We start from the raw sequence: 15,571 nt of genomic DNA on the forward strand, positions 1-15,571 counted from the left end.
GCGCAGCCCCCGCCGGGGTCCGAGGGGCGGAGCCCCTCGGGGGGTCTGGGGCACAGCCCCAGGGCCCGGGCCTATCCAGCCTCCTGCACGGGCGGGTGGGTGGGCAAACCCCCCGGGGTCTGGGGCGGAGCCCCAGGGAGCTGCACCCGGCGGGTGGGCAGCACCCCCAGGGGCCCCGGGGCGCAGCCCCGGAGGCTAGGCCGGGCTGCCCGAGGTGTAGCGGCGCAGCAGGGGCGAAAGGACCAGCACGGACTTCGTGCGCTCCACGTACGGCTCCCCCGCGATCCGCTCAAGCACCCGCTCGAAGTGCCGCATGTCGGAGGCGAAGACCTGCACGATCGCGTCCGCCTCCCCGGTGACGGTGGAGGCGGACGCCACCTCCGGGTACCGCTCGAGCCCGCGCCGGATCGCATCGGGCGACGTGTTGCGGCGGCAGTAGATCTCGATGAACCCCTCGGTCTCCCAGCCGAGGGCCGCCGGGTCCACCCGTACGGTGAACCCGGTGATGGCCCCCTCCGCCCGCAGCCGGTCGACGCGCCGCTTGACCGCGGGCGCGGACAGACCGATCAGCGAGCCGATGTCGGCATAGGAGCGGCGGGCGTCTTCGGCGAGCGCGTGGACGATGCGTTCATCGAGGTCATTGAGTCGCACTGCGGGTGGATCACTTCTGTGAGGCGGTGGCCAGCCTGGAACGGCGGTAGCCGTATCCGAAGTAGATCACGAGACCGGCGGCCATCCAGCATCCGAAGTACTCCCATGTGGCGCCGGACAGGTTCCACATGAGGTAGCCGCAGCTGACGAAGCCGAGGATGGGGACGACCCAGCCGAGCGGCACCCGGAAGGTGCGCGGCATGTCGGGGCGCGTCCGGCGCAGGATGATGACCGCGACGTTGACCAGGGCGAAGGCGAAGAGCGTGCCGATGCTGGTGGCGTCCGCGAGCTTGCCGAGCGGCACGGCGGCCGCGAGCACGCCGCAGAACAGCGAGACGACGACCGTGTTGGCGACCGGCGTGCCGCTGCGCGGGCTGACCTTGGCGAACACCTTGGGGACCAGTCCGTCGCGGGCCATCGCGAACAGGATCCGGGTCTGGCCGTAGAGCACGGTCAGGACGACGCTGGCGATGGCGATCACCGCGCAGGCCGCGAGCAGCGTGGCCCAGAACGAGTGGCCGGTGACGTCCTTCATGATGCCGGCCAGCGCCGCCTCGGAGCCCTCGAACTGCTTCCAGGGGCGGGCGCCGACCGCCACGAAGGCGACCAGGACGTACAGGGCGGTGACGATGACCAGCGACAGCATGATCGCGCGCGGCAGGTCCTTCTTCGGGTTCTTCGCCTCCTCACCGGCGGTGGAGGCGGCGTCGAAGCCGATGTAGGAGAAGAACAGCGTGGAGGCGGCGCCGCTGACGCCGGCCCGGCCGAGCGGCATGAAGTCGGAGTAGTTGCCCGACTTGAAGCCCATGAACCCGATCACGCAGAAGAGCACGAGAGCGGCGATCTTCACGCCGACCATGATCGTGTTGGCGCGGGCCGACTCGCGGGCGCCGCCGAGCAGCAGGCCCATCGCGAGGACGACGACGAGCAGGGCGGGCAGGTTGAATATCCCGCCGTCGCCGGGGGGTGCGGACAGCGCGTCGGGGATGGTGACGCCGATCGTGCCGTCCAGGAACTCGTTGAGGTACTGCCCCCAGCCGACGGCGACCGCCGCCACCGAGACGCCGTACTCCAGGATCAGGCACCAGCCGCAGATCCAGGCGACGAGTTCGCCGAGCGTTGCGTAAGCGTACGAGTACGAGGAGCCCGCGACCGGGATGGAGCCCGCGAGTTCGGCGTAGGACAGGGCCGAGAAGAGCGCCGTGAGTCCGGCGAGCACGAAGGAGATCGTGACGGCGGGTCCGGCCTTGGGGACGGCCTCGCCCAGGACGACGAAGATGCCGGTGCCGAGCGTCGCACCGATGCTGATCATGGTCAGCTGCCACATGCCGAGGGAGCGCCTGAGGGACCCGCCCTCGCCCTGCCCACCCTCCGCGACCAGGCGTTCCACCGGCTTGCGCCGCATCAGACCCCGGCCGGGGCGCGGGCCCCCGGCGGCGGGGGCATCGGTCGAGGGTGGCGGTGCGCCGTGATCCAACACTGAGGTGGCTCCTTATCGCTGCCAATCGGCGGCGGGTGACCGCGGCGGCCCGGCCGTCCCGCACAGAGGGAGATTTCGGGCAGCATGGAGCCTTCCCGTGGCCGGTTCCGCCGAGCAGGCGGTCCCCGCCACTCCACGTACGGCGAGAACCTTATGGGTTTCCGCTTCCCGGTCGTAATGCAGCAACCTTGCGCATCGCCGGTTGATCATTGCGCACGGGGGCGACGGGTGGCGGTTCGTTGCGGTTCAACGTTCGATCCGTGCGCCTGCCCTGCTCAGGGCGCTTCACACGGGCCCCGGGCGTGGTCCTGGTCACGGGCCCGCTTGACACTTCATCAGCCCTGTTGCAAGGTCGCGCCCCATGGACCCGCACGCGCCGCACGAGACCGCCGGGAAGCCGGCCGATGGCTGGCTGGATCCGGCCCCCTACCTGCGCGGAGTGGCGTGGCTCGACGCCGAGGGCCGGCCCGTACGGGCGGACCCGGACGACGCGATGCGGCTGCCCTGGGACACCGGGGAGCGGGCCGCGCTGCCGATCGGGACCCGGATCGAGTTCACCGCGCACGGCACGTCGGCGGTGGAGCTGCGCTATCGCGCCCGGGTGCCCAAGGCCGGCGCCGAGCTGCACGACCTGGCGCACACCTTCGCCCTCTGGCAGGGCGACCGGTGTGTGTGCGAGACCACCGAGGAGCCGCGCGAGGAGGGCCTCGTACGGCTCCAACTCCCCGACGGGGAGGGCCCGTTCACGATCCATCCGCCCGAGGCGCAGGCGCCGCACATCGTCGCGCTCCGCGCGGTGGACGGCGCCCTCGCACCGGCTCCGCGCGGCGCCCGCTGGCTGGTGCACGGGGACTCCATCACGGAGGGCTGGTGGTCGACGCGGCCCGCGCACGCCTGGCCGGCCGTCGCGGGGCGCGCGCTCGGCCTGGACACGGTGAACCTCGGCTACGCGGGCGGGGGGCGCGGTGAACTGCCCACCGCGGAGCAGCTGGCCCGGCTGCGGGCCGATGTGATCACCCTGGCCTTCGGCACCAACTGCTGGTCGCGGGTGCCGTTCTCGGCCACGCTGATGCACGAGAACACCCTGGCGTTCCTGCGCCTGGTGCGCCAGGGCCATCCCACGACGCCGCTGCTCCTGGTGTCCCCCCTGCTGTGCCCCGAGGCGGAGACGACCCCCAACGCGCTGGGCGCCACGCTCGGCGAGCTGCGCTCGGCCATGGAGAGCGCGACCCGCGAACTCATCGCCGCCGGCGACCGCTTCCTCCGTCTGCTGCCCGGGCAGGCCCTGTTGGGCGCCGAACACCTCGCGGACGGGCTGCACCCCACCGACGAGGGCCACGCCCGGTTCGGGGCGGCCGTGGCGCGGGCGCTCGCCCCGTACGCGCCGAAGCCCCCGCGGGAGGAATCGCGGGGGCTCGGGGACGTACGGCAGCCGGACAGGCCCTGAGGGGCCCGCCCGAAGGCGCTAGCTCCAGCTGGCGTGCAGCGGCTTGCCCTCGGCGTAACCGGCGGCGGACTGGATGCCGACGACGGCCTTCTCCTCGAACTCGGCGAGCGAGGAGGCACCGGCGTAGGTGCAGGAGGAGCGGACGCCCGCGATGATCGAGTCGATCAGGTCCTCGACGCCCGGGCGGGCCGGGTCGAGGAACATGCGCGAGGTGGAGATGCCCTCCTCGAACAGGGCCTTGCGGGCCCGGTCGTAGGCGGACTCCTCACTCGTGCGGTTCTTGACCGCGCGGGCGGAGGCCATGCCGAAGGACTCCTTGTAGAGGTGACCCTCGGCGGAGGTGTGGAGGTCGCCCGGGGACTCGTAGGTGCCCGCGAACCAGGAGCCGATCATGACGTTGGAGGCACCGGCGGCGAGCGCCATGGCCACGTCGCGCGGGTGGCGCACACCCCCGTCGGCCCATACGTGCTTGCCGAACTTCTTGGCCTCGGCCGCGCACTCCAGGACCGCGGAGAACTGCGGGCGGCCGACACCGGTCATCATGCGGGTGGTGCACATGGCGCCGGGGCCCACGCCGACCTTGATGATGTCGGCGCCGGCCTCGATGAGGTCGCGCACGCCCTCGGCGGCGACGATGTTGCCCGCGACGATCGGGACCTGCGGGTCGAGGCCGCGCACGGCCTTGATCGCGGCGATCATCGACTCCTGGTGGCCGTGTGCGGTGTCCACCACGATGGTGTCCGCGCCGGCGTCCAGGAGCTGCTTGGCCTTGCCCGCCACGTCGCCGTTGATGCCGACGGCGGCGGCGATGCGCAGCTTGCCCCGCGCGTCGGTGGCCGGGGTGTAGAGCGTCGCGCGCAGGGCGCCCTTGCGGGTCAGGATGCCGGCCAGGCGGCCGTCCCCGTCCACGGCGGGCGCGTAGCGGCGGTTGGCGTTGTCCAGCTTGTTGAAGGCCTCGCGCGGGTCGATGTCCGCGTCCAGGAGCAGCAGGTCCTTGGACATGACCTCGGACAGCTGGGTGAAGCGGTCCACGCCGGTGAGGTCCTGGTCGGTGACGACGCCGACGGGCCTGCGCTCGCCGTCCACGACGACGCCCGCGTTGTGGGCCCGCTTGGGCAGCAGGGCCAGCGCGTCGGCGACGGTCTGGGTCGGGGCCAGGACGATGGGGGTGTCGAGCACGAGATGGCGCGTCTTGACCCACGAGATGACGTCGGTGACGACCTCGATCGGAATGTCCTGGGGGATCACGACGATGCCGCCCCGGCGGGCCACGGTCTCGGCCATGCGGCGGCCGGCGATCGCGGTCATGTTGGCGACGACGAGCGGGATGGTGGTCCCCGTGCCGTCGGGGGCGGCGAGGTCCACGCCCTGGCGGGAGCCCACCGCGGAACGGCTCGGCACCATGAACACATCGTCGTACGTCAGGTCGTACGGCGGCTTGATGTCGTTGAGGAAACGCACGTGCTGAACATCCCAGTCGATCGAGGTGGCCCCAGGCATTTCAGCCAGGGGAAAAGCACGTAGTTCATTGTCCCATGTCCGTACGATCGCGCCGCCCGGGCCGATCGTCCAGGGACGGGACGTCCGTCCTAGTGGGATCCTCCGAGCGCGAGGTGCACGGCCAGCGTTCCCCGCGGTCCCGACCCGGCCGAGACGTCCAGGATGTCGAGGGCGGTGGCCCACTCCTCGGGCCGCCGTTCGGCGTACTCCTGCCAGCCGGTGACGACCAGGAGGCGGCCGGGGTCGGCGGGCCCCCAGTCCGGGTCGCCGAGGCAGTCGGCGAGGGCGTCCCAGTTCCGGCCGAACCAGTCGGGCAGGCGCAGCGCCTTGGCCACCCGCTCCATGAAGGCGGCCTTGCCGGTCACCCCGTCCAGATCGAGGACGTCGACCAGCCAGCCCGCGGCCCGTACCGCCTCGTACGGCTCCGGCGTCATCGCAGCACCGCCTCGAACGTCTTGTAGTGGTCGCCGGTGTAGTAGAACTCGCCGCCCTGCCCGGTCACCAGGCGCCGTGCGCCGCGGTCGCGGGAGTTCGGCGTCGTCACGGTGTACTCGTGGTAGTAGCCGCGCCCGCGCCGGGGCAGCGCCTTCTCGTAGTTGCCGAACACCACACCGTCCTTGCCGTACGGGAACGGGCCGCCCTGATCGATGAGCCGGAGCGTCTGCCGTGCCTCGGGCGGGAGCCGGTCGGCGCGGACGGTCGCCATGCCCTTGGCCCAGCCGGGTGTCGCGGCGGCGGACGACGGGGCGGAGGCGGCCGGGCTCTGTCCGGCGGGCCGCGCGCCGTCCTGGCCGCCGCAGCCGGCGAGCAGCACGGCGAGGCACGCGATCACCGAGGCCAGCGCGATCCGGGCACACCTGTTGATCATGTCCCGATGCTCCCATCCCGCGGAGGTGTGAGCGAATGCGTACGTCGCCGGTGGCGGGTCACGATGGAAGCATGCTGCTCGCCGACCTGGCCAGAACCTCGGCCGAGATCGCCTCCACCGCCTCGCGGTCGGAGAAGTCCGCGCTGCTGGCGCGCCTGTTCTCGGCCACCGAACCCGACGAGGCGCCGCTGGTGGTGACCTATCTGGCGGGCCGCCTCCCGCAGCGGCGCACCGGCCTCGGCTGGGCCGCCCTCAAGGACCGGCCGCCACCGGCCGCCTCGCCCGGCCTCACCGTGCGGGACGTGGACGGACGGCTCGACGCCATCGCGGCGGTGTCCGGCAAGGGCGCCCAGGGCGAGCGCAGGCGCCTGGTGGGCGAGCTGATGGCCGCGGCCACCGAGGAGGAGCAGAACTTCCTGATCGCGCTGATCACCGGCGAGGTCCGCCAGGGCGCCCTCGACGCGGCGGCCGTGGAGGGGCTCGCGGCGGCGGGCGGCGCCCCGGCGGCGGACGTGCGGCGCGCGGTGATGCTGGGCGGCTCGCTCGGCACGGTGGCGCGGGCCCTGCTCGCCGACGGCCCCTCCGCGCTGGCCGCGTTCCGGCTCGACGTGGGCCGCCCGGTGCTGCCGATGCTGGCGCACAGCGCGAAGGACGTCACCGAGGCGCTCGACCGGCTCGGTCCGTGCGTGGTCGAGGAGAAGCTCGACGGGATCCGCGCCCAGGTCCACAAGGACGGCGAGACGGTACGGGTGTTCACCCGCACGCTGGACGACATCACCGAGCGGCTGCCCGAAGTGCTCGCCGCGGCGCGGGAGTTGACGGCACATCAGGCGGTGCTCGACGGTGAGGTGATCGCGCTCGGGGCCGACGGGCGGCCCCGCTCGTTCCAGGACATCGCCGGGCGCGTCGGCTCCCGGCTCGATGTCGAGGGCGCCCAGGGCCGGTTGCCCCTGTCCCCCGTCTTCTTCGACCTCCTCTCGGTGGACGGCCGGGACCTGCTCGACCTGCCGGTGCACGAGCGGCACGCGGAACTCGCCCGCATCGCGCCGGAGCCGCGGCGCGTGCGGCGCTTCGTGGTGGCGGACCCGGCCGACGCCGAACTGCGCCGCGGCGCCGAGGAGTTCGCCGCCGCGACCCTTGAGCGCGGGCACGAGGGCGTGGTCGTCAAGGCGCTGGACTCGCGGTACGCGGCGGGCCGGCGCGGGGCCTCCTGGCTGAAGGTCAAGCCGGTGCACACCCTGGACCTGGTGGTGCTCGCGGCCGAGTGGGGGCACGGTCGGCGCACCGGCACCCTGTCCAACCTGCATCTGGGAGCGCGCCGCGAGGACGGCACGTTCGCCATGCTGGGCAAGACGTTCAAGGGGCTCACCGATGTGCTGCTCGCCTGGCAGACCGAGCGGCTGCGGGAGCTGGCGGTGGCCGAGGAGCCCTGGGGGGTGCGGGTGCGGCCGGAACTCGTCGTCGAGGTGGCCTTCGACGGGGTTCAGAGATCAACTCGGTACCCGGAAGGGGTCACACTGCGGTTCGCACGGGTAGTGCGCTACCGCGAGGACAAGAGGGCCTCGCAGGCGGACACGGTCGCCACGGTCATCGAACTGGGCGGCGGGAGGGACTGAACCGGTGGAGCAGGGTCACGGCGGGGAACAGCGGGAGCGGGCACAGCGAAGGGCGCAGGAGGCCGGGCTCGCGGCCGCGCGGCTCACCGCGGAAGGAGTCAGGGCGGTCGCGCTGACCTGGGTGGACGTGGCGGGCCTCACCCGCGTCAAGGTCGTACCGACCGCGCGGCTCGCGCAGGTGGCGGCGCACGGCGTCGGCATGTCACCGGTCTTCGACGTCTATCTGGTGGACGACTCGGTCACCACCAGCCCCCACATCGGCGGCCCGGACGGCGATCTGCGCCTGATCCCGGACCTGGAGAGGCTCACCGTGCTCGCGGCGCAGCCCGGCTGGGCGTGGGCGCCGGTGGAGCGCTACGAGCAGTCGGGCGAGCCCTACGACGCCTGCCAGCGCCTGTTCGCGCGCCGGATGACCGAGCGGGCCGCCGAGCGCGGCCTCGATCTGCGGATGGGCTTCGAGACGGAATGGGTCGTCGACCCGCCGCTCGCGGGCCCCGCGTACGGGATGGCGCGGGTCGTGGAGCGCTCGGCGTACGTGGGCGACGTGCTCGCCGCGCTGGAGGCGCAGGGCGTGGAGGTGCTGCAGATCCACCCCGAGTACACGGCGGGCCAGTTCGAGGTGTCGGTGGCTCCGGCCGATCCGGTGGGGGCCGCCGATCTCGTGGTCCTGGTGCGCGAGACGATCCGGGCGGTGTCGCTCCAGCACGGGCTCACGCCGTGGTTCGGGCCGGTCGTCGACCCGGAGGGCGTAGGCAACGGCGGCCACGTCCACTTCAGCCTGTGGCAGGACGGCCGCAACCTGTGCCGGGGCGGCGAGGGCCCCTTCGGCATGAGCACCACCAGTGAAAGCTTCCTCGCGGGGATCCTGGACGCGCTGCCGGCCCTGCTCGCCATCGGCGCCCCGACCCCGGCGAGCTATCTGCGGCTGACGCCCTCCCGGTGGGCCGGCGCCTTCCAGTGCTGGGGTCTGGAGAACCGGGAGGCGGCGCTGCGGTTCGTCGCGGGGCCGCCCGGCGCCGAGGACGCCGCGAACGCCGAGGTCAAGTCGTTCGACCCGGCGGCCAACCCGTACCTGGTGGCCGGCTCGCTCATCGCGGCCGGGCTCGCCGGGCTCGACGCGGGCCTGCGGCTGCCCCAGCCGGTGGCGGGCGACCCGGTCCACGCGGACGGCCCGCGCCGGCTGCCCGGGTCACTGCCCGAGGCGCTCGCCCGTTTCACCGAGTCGCAGGTGCTGCGCGAGGCCCTGGGCGAGCGGCTCTTCGAGGCCGTGATCGCGGTGCGCCAGGCCGAGACCAAGCTCTTCGACGGCCGCACGCCCCAGGAGATCGCCGAGGCGACGCGCGGGAGGTACTGAGTGCTGCCGCTGGTCGACCACCACTGCCACGGCGTGCTGCGCTCGGACCCGGGCGACGGCGCGTTCGAGGCGTTCCTGACCGAGTCCGACGCGCCCGCCGCGGCCGGCACCAGCTTCTTCGACACCCAGCTCGGCTTCGCGGTGCGGCGCTGGTGCCCGCCGCTGCTGGGTCTTGAGCCGCACTGTCCGCCGGAGCGCTATCTGGCGCGGCGCCGGGAGCTGGGCGCCGAGGAGGCCAACCGGCTGCTGCTGTCCGCCTCCGGCATCGGCACGTACCTGGTGGACACCGGGCTGCCCGGCGACCTCACGGGTCCGGCCGAGCTGGCCCGGCTCGGCTCGGCGGCGGCGCGCGAGATCGTCCGCCTGGAACATCTCGCGGAACGCACCGCCGAGCGGGCCGGGGCGGGTGCGCAGGCGCTGGATCCGGACAAGTTCCTGGCCCTGCTCGCCGAGGCGGTCGGGGCCGCCGCGCGGGGCGCCGCTGGTTTCAAGTCGGTCGCCGGATACCGCTACGGCCTCGACCTGGTGCCCGAGCCGCCGGGCCCGGCCGAGCTGAGGGAGGCGACCGCGGGGTGGCTGGCGGCCGGGGCCGGGCGGATCACCTCGCCCGTGCTGCTGCGGCACCTGCTGTGGTCGGCAGCGGACACCGGGCTGCCGCTCCAGATCCACACCGGTTTCGGCGACCCCGATCTGCGCCTGCACCGCTGCGATCCGCTGCTGCTCACCGACTTCGTCCGGGCCGTCCGCCCGACGGGCTGCCGTCTGGTGCTGCTGCACGGCTATCCGTACCACCGCAACGCGGGCTATCTGGCGCACGTGTACCCGCACGTGTACGCCGATGTGGGTCTCTCGCTCGCGCACACCGGCACCCGCGCGCAGGCGGTGCTCGCGGAGTTCCTGGAGCTGGCCCCGTTCGGCAAGCTGCTGTTCTCGACGGACGCCTACGGGCTCGCGGAGCTGTACGTGGTGGGGGCGCGGCTCTACCGGGAGGCGCTCGACCGGCTCCTGAACAGCTGGACCGGGTCGGGGGCGTGGTCGGGCGAGGACGCGCGGCGGGTGGCGGAACTCATCTCGGCGGGCAACGCCGAACGGGTCTACGGCCTCTGAGCCGGCCGGGCCGCCGGGGGCGCGGCCCCCGGCGGCTCAGATGCCGTCCGGGTCCGCCCGGTCCAGGGCGGGGCGGGGCCGGGGCCCGGCCTCGTTGAGCAGGAAGTCGGCCGCCGCGGTGTCGGTGACCAGGCTGGTGACCAGGCCGGAGCGCAGGACCGCGTCGATCGCGGCGGCCTTGCGCTGGCCTCCCGCGATGGCGACGACCTCGGGGATGCGGCGCAGCCGGTCCGCCTCGACGGTGATGCAGCGCTCCCCCAGGTCGCGCCCGACCCGGCGGCCCTCCGCGTCGAAGAGGTGCGCCGACATCTCGGCGGCGACCCCGAGGGAGGCGTAGTGCGCCCGCTCCTCGTCGCTCAGCATGTCGTGCACGGTGGAGATGCCCGGCTCCCAGGAGCCGATGGACACGGCGGCCACGGTGACCTTGTCGAAGTACTCGAAGGCGCGGGCGATGCCGGTCTGGTTGCGCAGGGCCGCGGCCGTGGCCGGGTCGGGCAGCAGCATCGGGGCGTAGATGGGGTGGGCCTCGCCGCCGGAGACCTGGGCGGCCCGGCGCACCGCCTCGACGGAGCCGCGCTCGGCGGTGCCCGCGTCGTAGACGCCGGTCAGCTGGACGACCGTGCAGGGCGGCAGCCGGTCGAGGGCCGCGGCCATGTGGATGGTGGAGCGGCCCCAGGCCAGGCCCAGCACATCGCCCTCGCTGACCAGCTCGCCGAGCAGGTCCGCGGCCACCTCTCCGAGGTTCTCCGGGTCGGGCGAGGTCTCCTCGCCGTCCGCCGGGGACTCCACGACGACCGCGTGCCGCAGGCCGTAGCGGGCCCGCAGGGCGTCGGAGCGCTCCGCGTCCAGTTCGGCGGGGACGCGGATCTCGATGCGTACGAGGTCCCGCTCCAGGGCGGTCTCCAGGACCCGGGCCACCTTGAAGCGGCTCACGCCGAACTCCTCGGCGATCTGGATCTTGGACTTGCCCTCCAGATAGAAGCGGCGGGCCATCGCCGCCGCCTGCACCAGCTCCGCGGGTCCCATCCGCAGGGCTGACCGACCCGCCGACATTGCAGACACCGCGATCTCCTCACTGCTGTTCACAACTGCTGTTCACGCACCGGACTCGCTGTTCATCCTGTCAGATCCCACGGTCCTTGATCAGCCCCGAGGGGTTCCGTTCATCCAGTGGCGGCTCAGTGTGCGCACGCCCAGGGGGCGTCGGCCGTCGTCCGTTCAGCCAGGGAGCGCAGGCTGCGCACCGCTTCGGCCGGGTCGTCCGCGCCGTAGACGGCCGAACCCGCGACGAAGACATCGGCTCCGGCCTCGGCGCAGCGCTCGATCGTGGTGGCCGAGACCCCGCCGTCGACCTGGAGCCAGAGTTCAAGTCCGTGTTTGCTGATCAGCTCACGGGTCCGGCGGATCTTCGGCAGCATGATGTCGAGGAAGGACTGGCCGCCGAAGCCGGGCTCGACCGTCATGATCAGCAGCATGTCGAGCTCGGGCAGCAGGTCCTCGAACGGCTCGATCGGGGTCGCGGGCTTGAGCGCCATCGAGGCGCGGGCGCCCTTGGCCCGGATCTCTCGGGCGAGCCGCACCGGGGCCGCCGCCGCCTCCGCGTGGAAGGTGACCGAACCGGCCCCGGCCTCCACGTACTGCGGAGCCCAGCGGTCCGGGTCCTCGATCATCAGATGGCAGTCGAGCGGTGTGCTGGTGGCCCGCGCGAGGGACTCGACGATGGGCACGCCCAGGGTCAGGTTCGGCACGAAGTGGTTGTCCATCACGTCGACGTGCAGCCAGTCGGCGCCCTGGACCGCCCGGGCCTCGTCGGCCAGCCGGGCGAAGTCCGCGGAGAGGATGCTGGGGTTGATCTGAGCCATGCCCCAAGCCTGCCATGCCCCGGGCGACTTGCCTGCCACGGTGCGGGACCCGGTGCGACGCGATGGGCGCGAGCCGGGCGATCCTGTTGCCCCGGGGGCCCCTGAAGCGTGGTCGTCCGCCGTACGGCCGGCCCGGCCGCAGACCCTGCGGTGCCCGCTCCGGCCGAGGTCGGCCAAACCGTGACCCGGCCAAGTCCCGTGCGGGCAGGGCGAGTTCGGGTCGGTCGCGCTCGGCGCACGCGGAGCGACGCCCCGCGTTCGGGCCGCCGCGGCGGGCGTCAGGCCGTACGCCTCAGGAGGGCGAGGTACATCGCGTCGGTGCCGTGCAGGTGCGGCCACAGCTGGACGTCGGGCCCCTCGCCGAGGCCGGCGACGCCGGGCATCAGCGGGCGTACGTCGATCCACTCGGCCTCGACCGGCTCGCCGCCGCCGCGCCCCGTGAGGACGTCGTCCACGACGATCCGGGTCTCGGCCAGGTGCGGGGAGCAGGTGGCGTATCCGACGACGCCCCCGACGCGGACCGCGGACAGCGCCTCGCGCAGCAGCCCGCGCTGGAGCGGCGCGAAGCCCTCCAGGTCCTCGGGGCGGCGACGCCAGCGGGCCTCCGGGCGCCGGCGCAGGGCGCCGAGACCGGAGCACGGGACGTCGACCAGGACCCGGTCGAAGGACTGCGGCAGCCATGGCGGGCGGGTGCCGTCGGCCGCGATGACCTGGTACGGGCCGGGGTTCCCGGCGAGCGCGCGCTCGACCAGGCGGGCCCGGTGCGGCTGCTTCTCGGAGGCGAGCAGCGCGGCCCCCCGGCCGGCGGCCAGGGCGGCAAGCAGGGCGGCCTTGCCGCCGGGCCCCGCGCAGCCGTCGAGCCAGCGCTCGTCGCGGCCTTCGAGCGGGGCGTTGGCCAGGGCGGCGGCCACCAGCTGGCTGCCCTCGTCCTGGACGCCGGCCCGGCCTTCGCGCACGGCGTCGAGCGCGCCGGGCTCCCCGCCTTCGGCCATCCGCACGGCGTACGGCGACCAGCGGCCCGGCAGGCCGCCCTCCTCGCCGAGCGCGTCGAGCAGTTCGTCGGTGGTGGAGCGGCCCGGGCGGACGACCAGGGTCACCTCGGGCCGCTCGTTGTCCGCCTCCAGGAGGTCCTCGATGCCGGCCCGGCCCCCGCCGAGCGCGTCCCACAGCGCGGAGACGACCCAGCGCGGGTGGGAGTGCACGACCGCCAGATGGTCCTCGGCGTCGTCCTCGTAGGACGGGGCGACCTTTTCCAGCCAGCCGTCCAGGTCGTCCGCGGCGATCTTGCGCAGGACGGCGTTGACGAACTTCGCCCGCCCGTCGCCGAGCACCACGCGCGCCAGCTCCACGCTCGCCGAGACGGCGGCGTGCGAAGGGATGCGGGTGCCGAGGAGCTGGTGCGCGCCGAGCGCGAGCACGTCGAGCACCGGGGGGTCGACCTCGCGCAGCGGGCGGTCGATGCAGGCCGCGATGATCGCGTCGTAGGTGCCCTGGCGGCGCAGGGTGCCGTAGACGAGTTCGGTGGCGAGCGCCGCGTCCCGGGCGTCGAAGGTGCCGCCCTCGCGCGCCTTGCGCAGCAGCGGGGGCAGCACGAGGTTGGCGTAGGCGTCGCGCTCGTCGACGGCCCGCAGGGCCTCGAAGGCGAGGATGCGGACCGGGTCCTTCTTGGGACGGCGGTACGGCTTGCCGGTCCTGCCGCCGCTGGGGCCGGCGCCCTGGCCCGCCTTGGGGTTCGGGCTGCGGCGTGGCGAATCGTTCACGTGAAAGGTGCTCCGCGGATCAGTTGGGGCGAACCCCTTCAGCCTACGTCCGCCGCACCCACGCGCTCACCCGGGGCGATGCGCACCCCGCGGGCCCAGTCGGCGCCGCGCATGGGCTTCTTGCCCTGCGGCTGGACCCAGAGCAGCTCCACCGCGTGCGAGCCGGTGCCGACGTACACGTTGTTCTTGGCGGCCGAGAGCTCGCCGGGCGCGAGGTCGGTGCGGTCGGTGACCAGGGCCGCCTGGATCAGCTTGAGGCGCTCGCCGCGGAAGACGGTCCAGGCACCGGGCGCCGGGGTGCAGCCGCGCACCACACGGTCCACGCGCAGCGCCGGGGCCGACCAGTCGACGTGCGCCATCTCGACGGTGATCTTCGGGGCGAGCGAGACGCCGTCGGGGGGCTGCGGCACCGCCTTCAGGGAGCCGTCCTCGATCCCGTCCATGGTGGCGGCGAGCAGCCCCGCGCCCGCGAACGCGAGCCGGGTCAGCAGGTCCCCGCTGGTGTCGGTGGGCCTGACCTCCTCGGTGACCGTGCCGTAGACCGGCCCTGAGTCCAGCCCCTCCTCGATCAGGAAGGTGGCGGCGCCGGTGATCTCGTCGCCCGCCATCACCGCGTGCTGCACCGGGGCGGCCCCGCGCCAGGCGGGCAGCAGCGAGAAGTGCAGGTTGACCCAGCCGCGGGCCGGGATGTCGAGGGCGACCCGGGGAAGGAGCGCGCCGTACGCCACGACCGGGCAGCAGTCCGGCGCGATCTCGCGCAGCCGGGCCAGGAACTCCTCGTCGCGCGGCTTCGCGGGCTTGAGCACCTCGATGCCGGCCTCCGCGGCCCGCTCGGCGACCGGGCTCGCCACCAGGCGGCGGCCCCGTCCGGCGGGTGCGTCGGGCCGGGTGACGACCGCGGCGACCTCGTGCCGGCCGGAGGCGATCAGGGCGTCCAGGGCGGGGACGGCGACCTCGGGGGTGCCTGCGAAGACGAGCTTCACTGGGGGTTACCTCGCTTTGTCGAGAGCAGCGTCTCAGTCTATGGGCCCCCGGGCGATGGCGTACGCGCAGGTGTCCGGGGCCGCGCGGGGCGGTCGGCGGCTCCCGTTCGGCAGGGGCGTACGGGGCTTCGCGCGCCCTGTGCATATGCCCATACGCCCCCGCAGCGTGACCCCAACAGGAGGTGGCGCGTTGGTCAAAAGAGATTGACCGCATCGGGCCGCCCCCGCGCCCCGCGCCTCTTCAACACCCGCTCCACGTCAACACAGCACCACGCGACCCAGCACAGCGCGACCCAGCACCGACCGACACAGACCCACCCGACACAGACCCACGCAGCAGCACCGTCCTCATCATCCCGTTCATCCCCTTCATCCCCTTCATCGCCGGTTCGAGAGGCTTGCCCATGGCCGACCACGCAACTCACGACGCCCAAGCGCGGGCCAGCCTGCACCTGTTGGTGCGTGACATCGAGCGGGTCCGCCGGCAGGTGGACGCCCTGCGCACCCTCACGGCGCAGCTGGGCAACGTCTACCGCCCGCGCCGCTCCGGCCCCTCCACGGGTTTCGTCGTGTACGGACGCGCCCCGGCCCCGACCGTACGGCTCGCCCAGGAGCTGCGCGACAGCGTCGAGACGCTGGTGACCGCGGCCGTCGACTTCGACCGTTCGCTCGGCTTCTCCTGGGACGCGGTGGGCTCGGCCCTCGGCGTCACCAAGCAGGCGGTGCACCGCCGTTACGGGTCCCGCCGGGCGAACGCGCCGGCCGCGGGGCAGGTCGACGAACTTCCCGCCGAGGCCGTGGCGCCCCGCGCCCTGCCGCCGCTGTCCGCCGTGCCCGCCGCCCGTTCCATGCCGCCGCAGCCGACGGCGAGCAGCCAGTCCCTGCGCGAGGAGGTCCGCACCAGCGCCTTCCCCGGCCCCCGCAACGGCTGACTCCCCCGCCC

14 protein-coding genes are annotated in these 15,571 nt (G+C 73.7%); 5 read left to right on the forward strand and 9 right to left on the reverse strand.

Annotated elements, in window-relative coordinates; translation table 11 throughout:
- Positions 1-195: 195 nt before the first annotated feature.
- Both ACGF3I_RS27155 and ACGF3I_RS27160 read right to left on the reverse strand, forming a co-directional pair.
- Positions 196-651 (reverse strand): Lrp/AsnC family transcriptional regulator, encoded by a 456-nt coding sequence (locus ACGF3I_RS27155; RefSeq protein ID WP_261714895.1) that lies wholly within the window; start codon positions 649-651, stop codon positions 196-198.
- 10 nt (positions 652-661) lie between these two features.
- The gene (locus tag ACGF3I_RS27160; RefSeq protein WP_393136396.1) at positions 662-2,131 is read right to left on the reverse strand and encodes an amino acid permease; all 1,470 of its coding nucleotides are present in this window, start codon (positions 2,129-2,131) and stop codon (positions 662-664) included.
- A gap of 361 nt (positions 2,132-2,492) precedes the next feature.
- On the opposite strand from ACGF3I_RS27160, the gene ACGF3I_RS27165 reads away from it, so the two are divergent.
- Positions 2,493-3,578 carry a GDSL-type esterase/lipase family protein gene (locus ACGF3I_RS27165; RefSeq protein ID WP_393136398.1) on the forward strand — a complete coding sequence of 362 codons (1,086 nt, stop codon included), beginning with the start codon at positions 2,493-2,495 and terminating at the stop codon, positions 3,576-3,578.
- Between the two features lie 18 nt (positions 3,579-3,596).
- On the opposite strand, the gene ACGF3I_RS27170 is transcribed toward ACGF3I_RS27165, so the two are convergent.
- The 3 genes from ACGF3I_RS27170 to ACGF3I_RS27180 all read right to left on the reverse strand — a co-directional run bounded on the left by ACGF3I_RS27170 (position 3,597) and on the right by ACGF3I_RS27180 (position 5,946).
- The gene (locus tag ACGF3I_RS27170) at positions 3,597-5,078 is read right to left on the reverse strand and encodes a GuaB1 family IMP dehydrogenase-related protein (protein ID WP_393136400.1); all 1,482 of its coding nucleotides are present in this window, start codon (positions 5,076-5,078) and stop codon (positions 3,597-3,599) included.
- A gap of 89 nt (positions 5,079-5,167) precedes the next feature.
- Positions 5,168-5,512, reverse strand: a complete 345-nt coding sequence (locus ACGF3I_RS27175; RefSeq protein ID WP_393136402.1) for a barstar family protein — start codon at positions 5,510-5,512, stop codon at positions 5,168-5,170.
- Positions 5,509-5,946: a ribonuclease domain-containing protein gene (locus tag ACGF3I_RS27180; protein WP_393136404.1), complete on the reverse strand. Its 438-nt coding sequence runs from the start codon at positions 5,944-5,946 to the stop codon at positions 5,509-5,511. Before ACGF3I_RS27180 ends, ACGF3I_RS27175 begins: the two co-directional genes overlap by 4 nt.
- A gap of 71 nt (positions 5,947-6,017) precedes the next feature.
- Between ACGF3I_RS27180 and ACGF3I_RS27185 the strand changes: the two genes are divergently transcribed.
- Genes ACGF3I_RS27185 through ACGF3I_RS27195 form a run of 3 tightly spaced genes read left to right on the forward strand, consistent with a single transcriptional unit; the run spans position 6,018 to position 10,023 of the window.
- Positions 6,018-7,562, forward strand: coding sequence for an ATP-dependent DNA ligase (locus ACGF3I_RS27185; protein WP_393136406.1), 1,545 nt, complete (start codon positions 6,018-6,020; stop codon positions 7,560-7,562).
- A 4-nt stretch (positions 7,563-7,566) separates the two neighbouring features.
- Positions 7,567-8,916, forward strand: a complete 1,350-nt coding sequence (locus ACGF3I_RS27190; RefSeq protein WP_393136408.1) for a glutamine synthetase family protein — start codon at positions 7,567-7,569, stop codon at positions 8,914-8,916.
- Positions 8,917-10,023, forward strand: coding sequence for an amidohydrolase family protein (locus ACGF3I_RS27195; protein ID WP_393136410.1), 1,107 nt, complete (start codon positions 8,917-8,919; stop codon positions 10,021-10,023).
- 36 nt (positions 10,024-10,059) lie between these two features.
- Here ACGF3I_RS27195 and ACGF3I_RS27200 read toward each other — a convergent pair whose 3' ends face one another.
- The 4 genes from ACGF3I_RS27200 to fmt form a co-directional block, all read right to left on the reverse strand.
- Entirely contained in the window at positions 10,060-11,109 is a 1,050-nt protein-coding gene (locus ACGF3I_RS27200; protein WP_393136411.1) for a sugar-binding transcriptional regulator, read from the reverse strand.
- Between the two features lie 92 nt (positions 11,110-11,201).
- Positions 11,202-11,885: a ribulose-phosphate 3-epimerase gene (rpe, locus tag ACGF3I_RS27205; protein ID WP_393136413.1), complete on the reverse strand. Its 684-nt coding sequence runs from the start codon at positions 11,883-11,885 to the stop codon at positions 11,202-11,204.
- 278 nt (positions 11,886-12,163) lie between these two features.
- Positions 12,164-13,645: an RsmB/NOP family class I SAM-dependent RNA methyltransferase gene (locus tag ACGF3I_RS27210; protein ID WP_393136415.1), complete on the reverse strand. Its 1,482-nt coding sequence runs from the start codon at positions 13,643-13,645 to the stop codon at positions 12,164-12,166.
- 38 nt (positions 13,646-13,683) lie between these two features.
- Positions 13,684-14,628 (reverse strand): methionyl-tRNA formyltransferase, encoded by a 945-nt coding sequence (gene fmt / locus ACGF3I_RS27215; RefSeq protein WP_393136417.1) that lies wholly within the window; start codon positions 14,626-14,628, stop codon positions 13,684-13,686.
- Between the two features lie 404 nt (positions 14,629-15,032).
- Here fmt and ACGF3I_RS27220 point away from each other — a divergent pair, with 404 nt between their 5' ends.
- Positions 15,033-15,560 carry a hypothetical protein gene (locus tag ACGF3I_RS27220; RefSeq protein WP_393136419.1) on the forward strand — a complete coding sequence of 176 codons (528 nt, stop codon included), beginning with the start codon at positions 15,033-15,035 and terminating at the stop codon, positions 15,558-15,560.
- The last annotated feature ends 11 nt before the right edge of the window (positions 15,561-15,571 follow it).

This window comes from Streptomyces sp. NPDC048111 (assembly GCF_043202815.1).
Classification (GTDB): domain Bacteria; phylum Actinomycetota; class Actinomycetes; order Streptomycetales; family Streptomycetaceae; genus Streptomyces.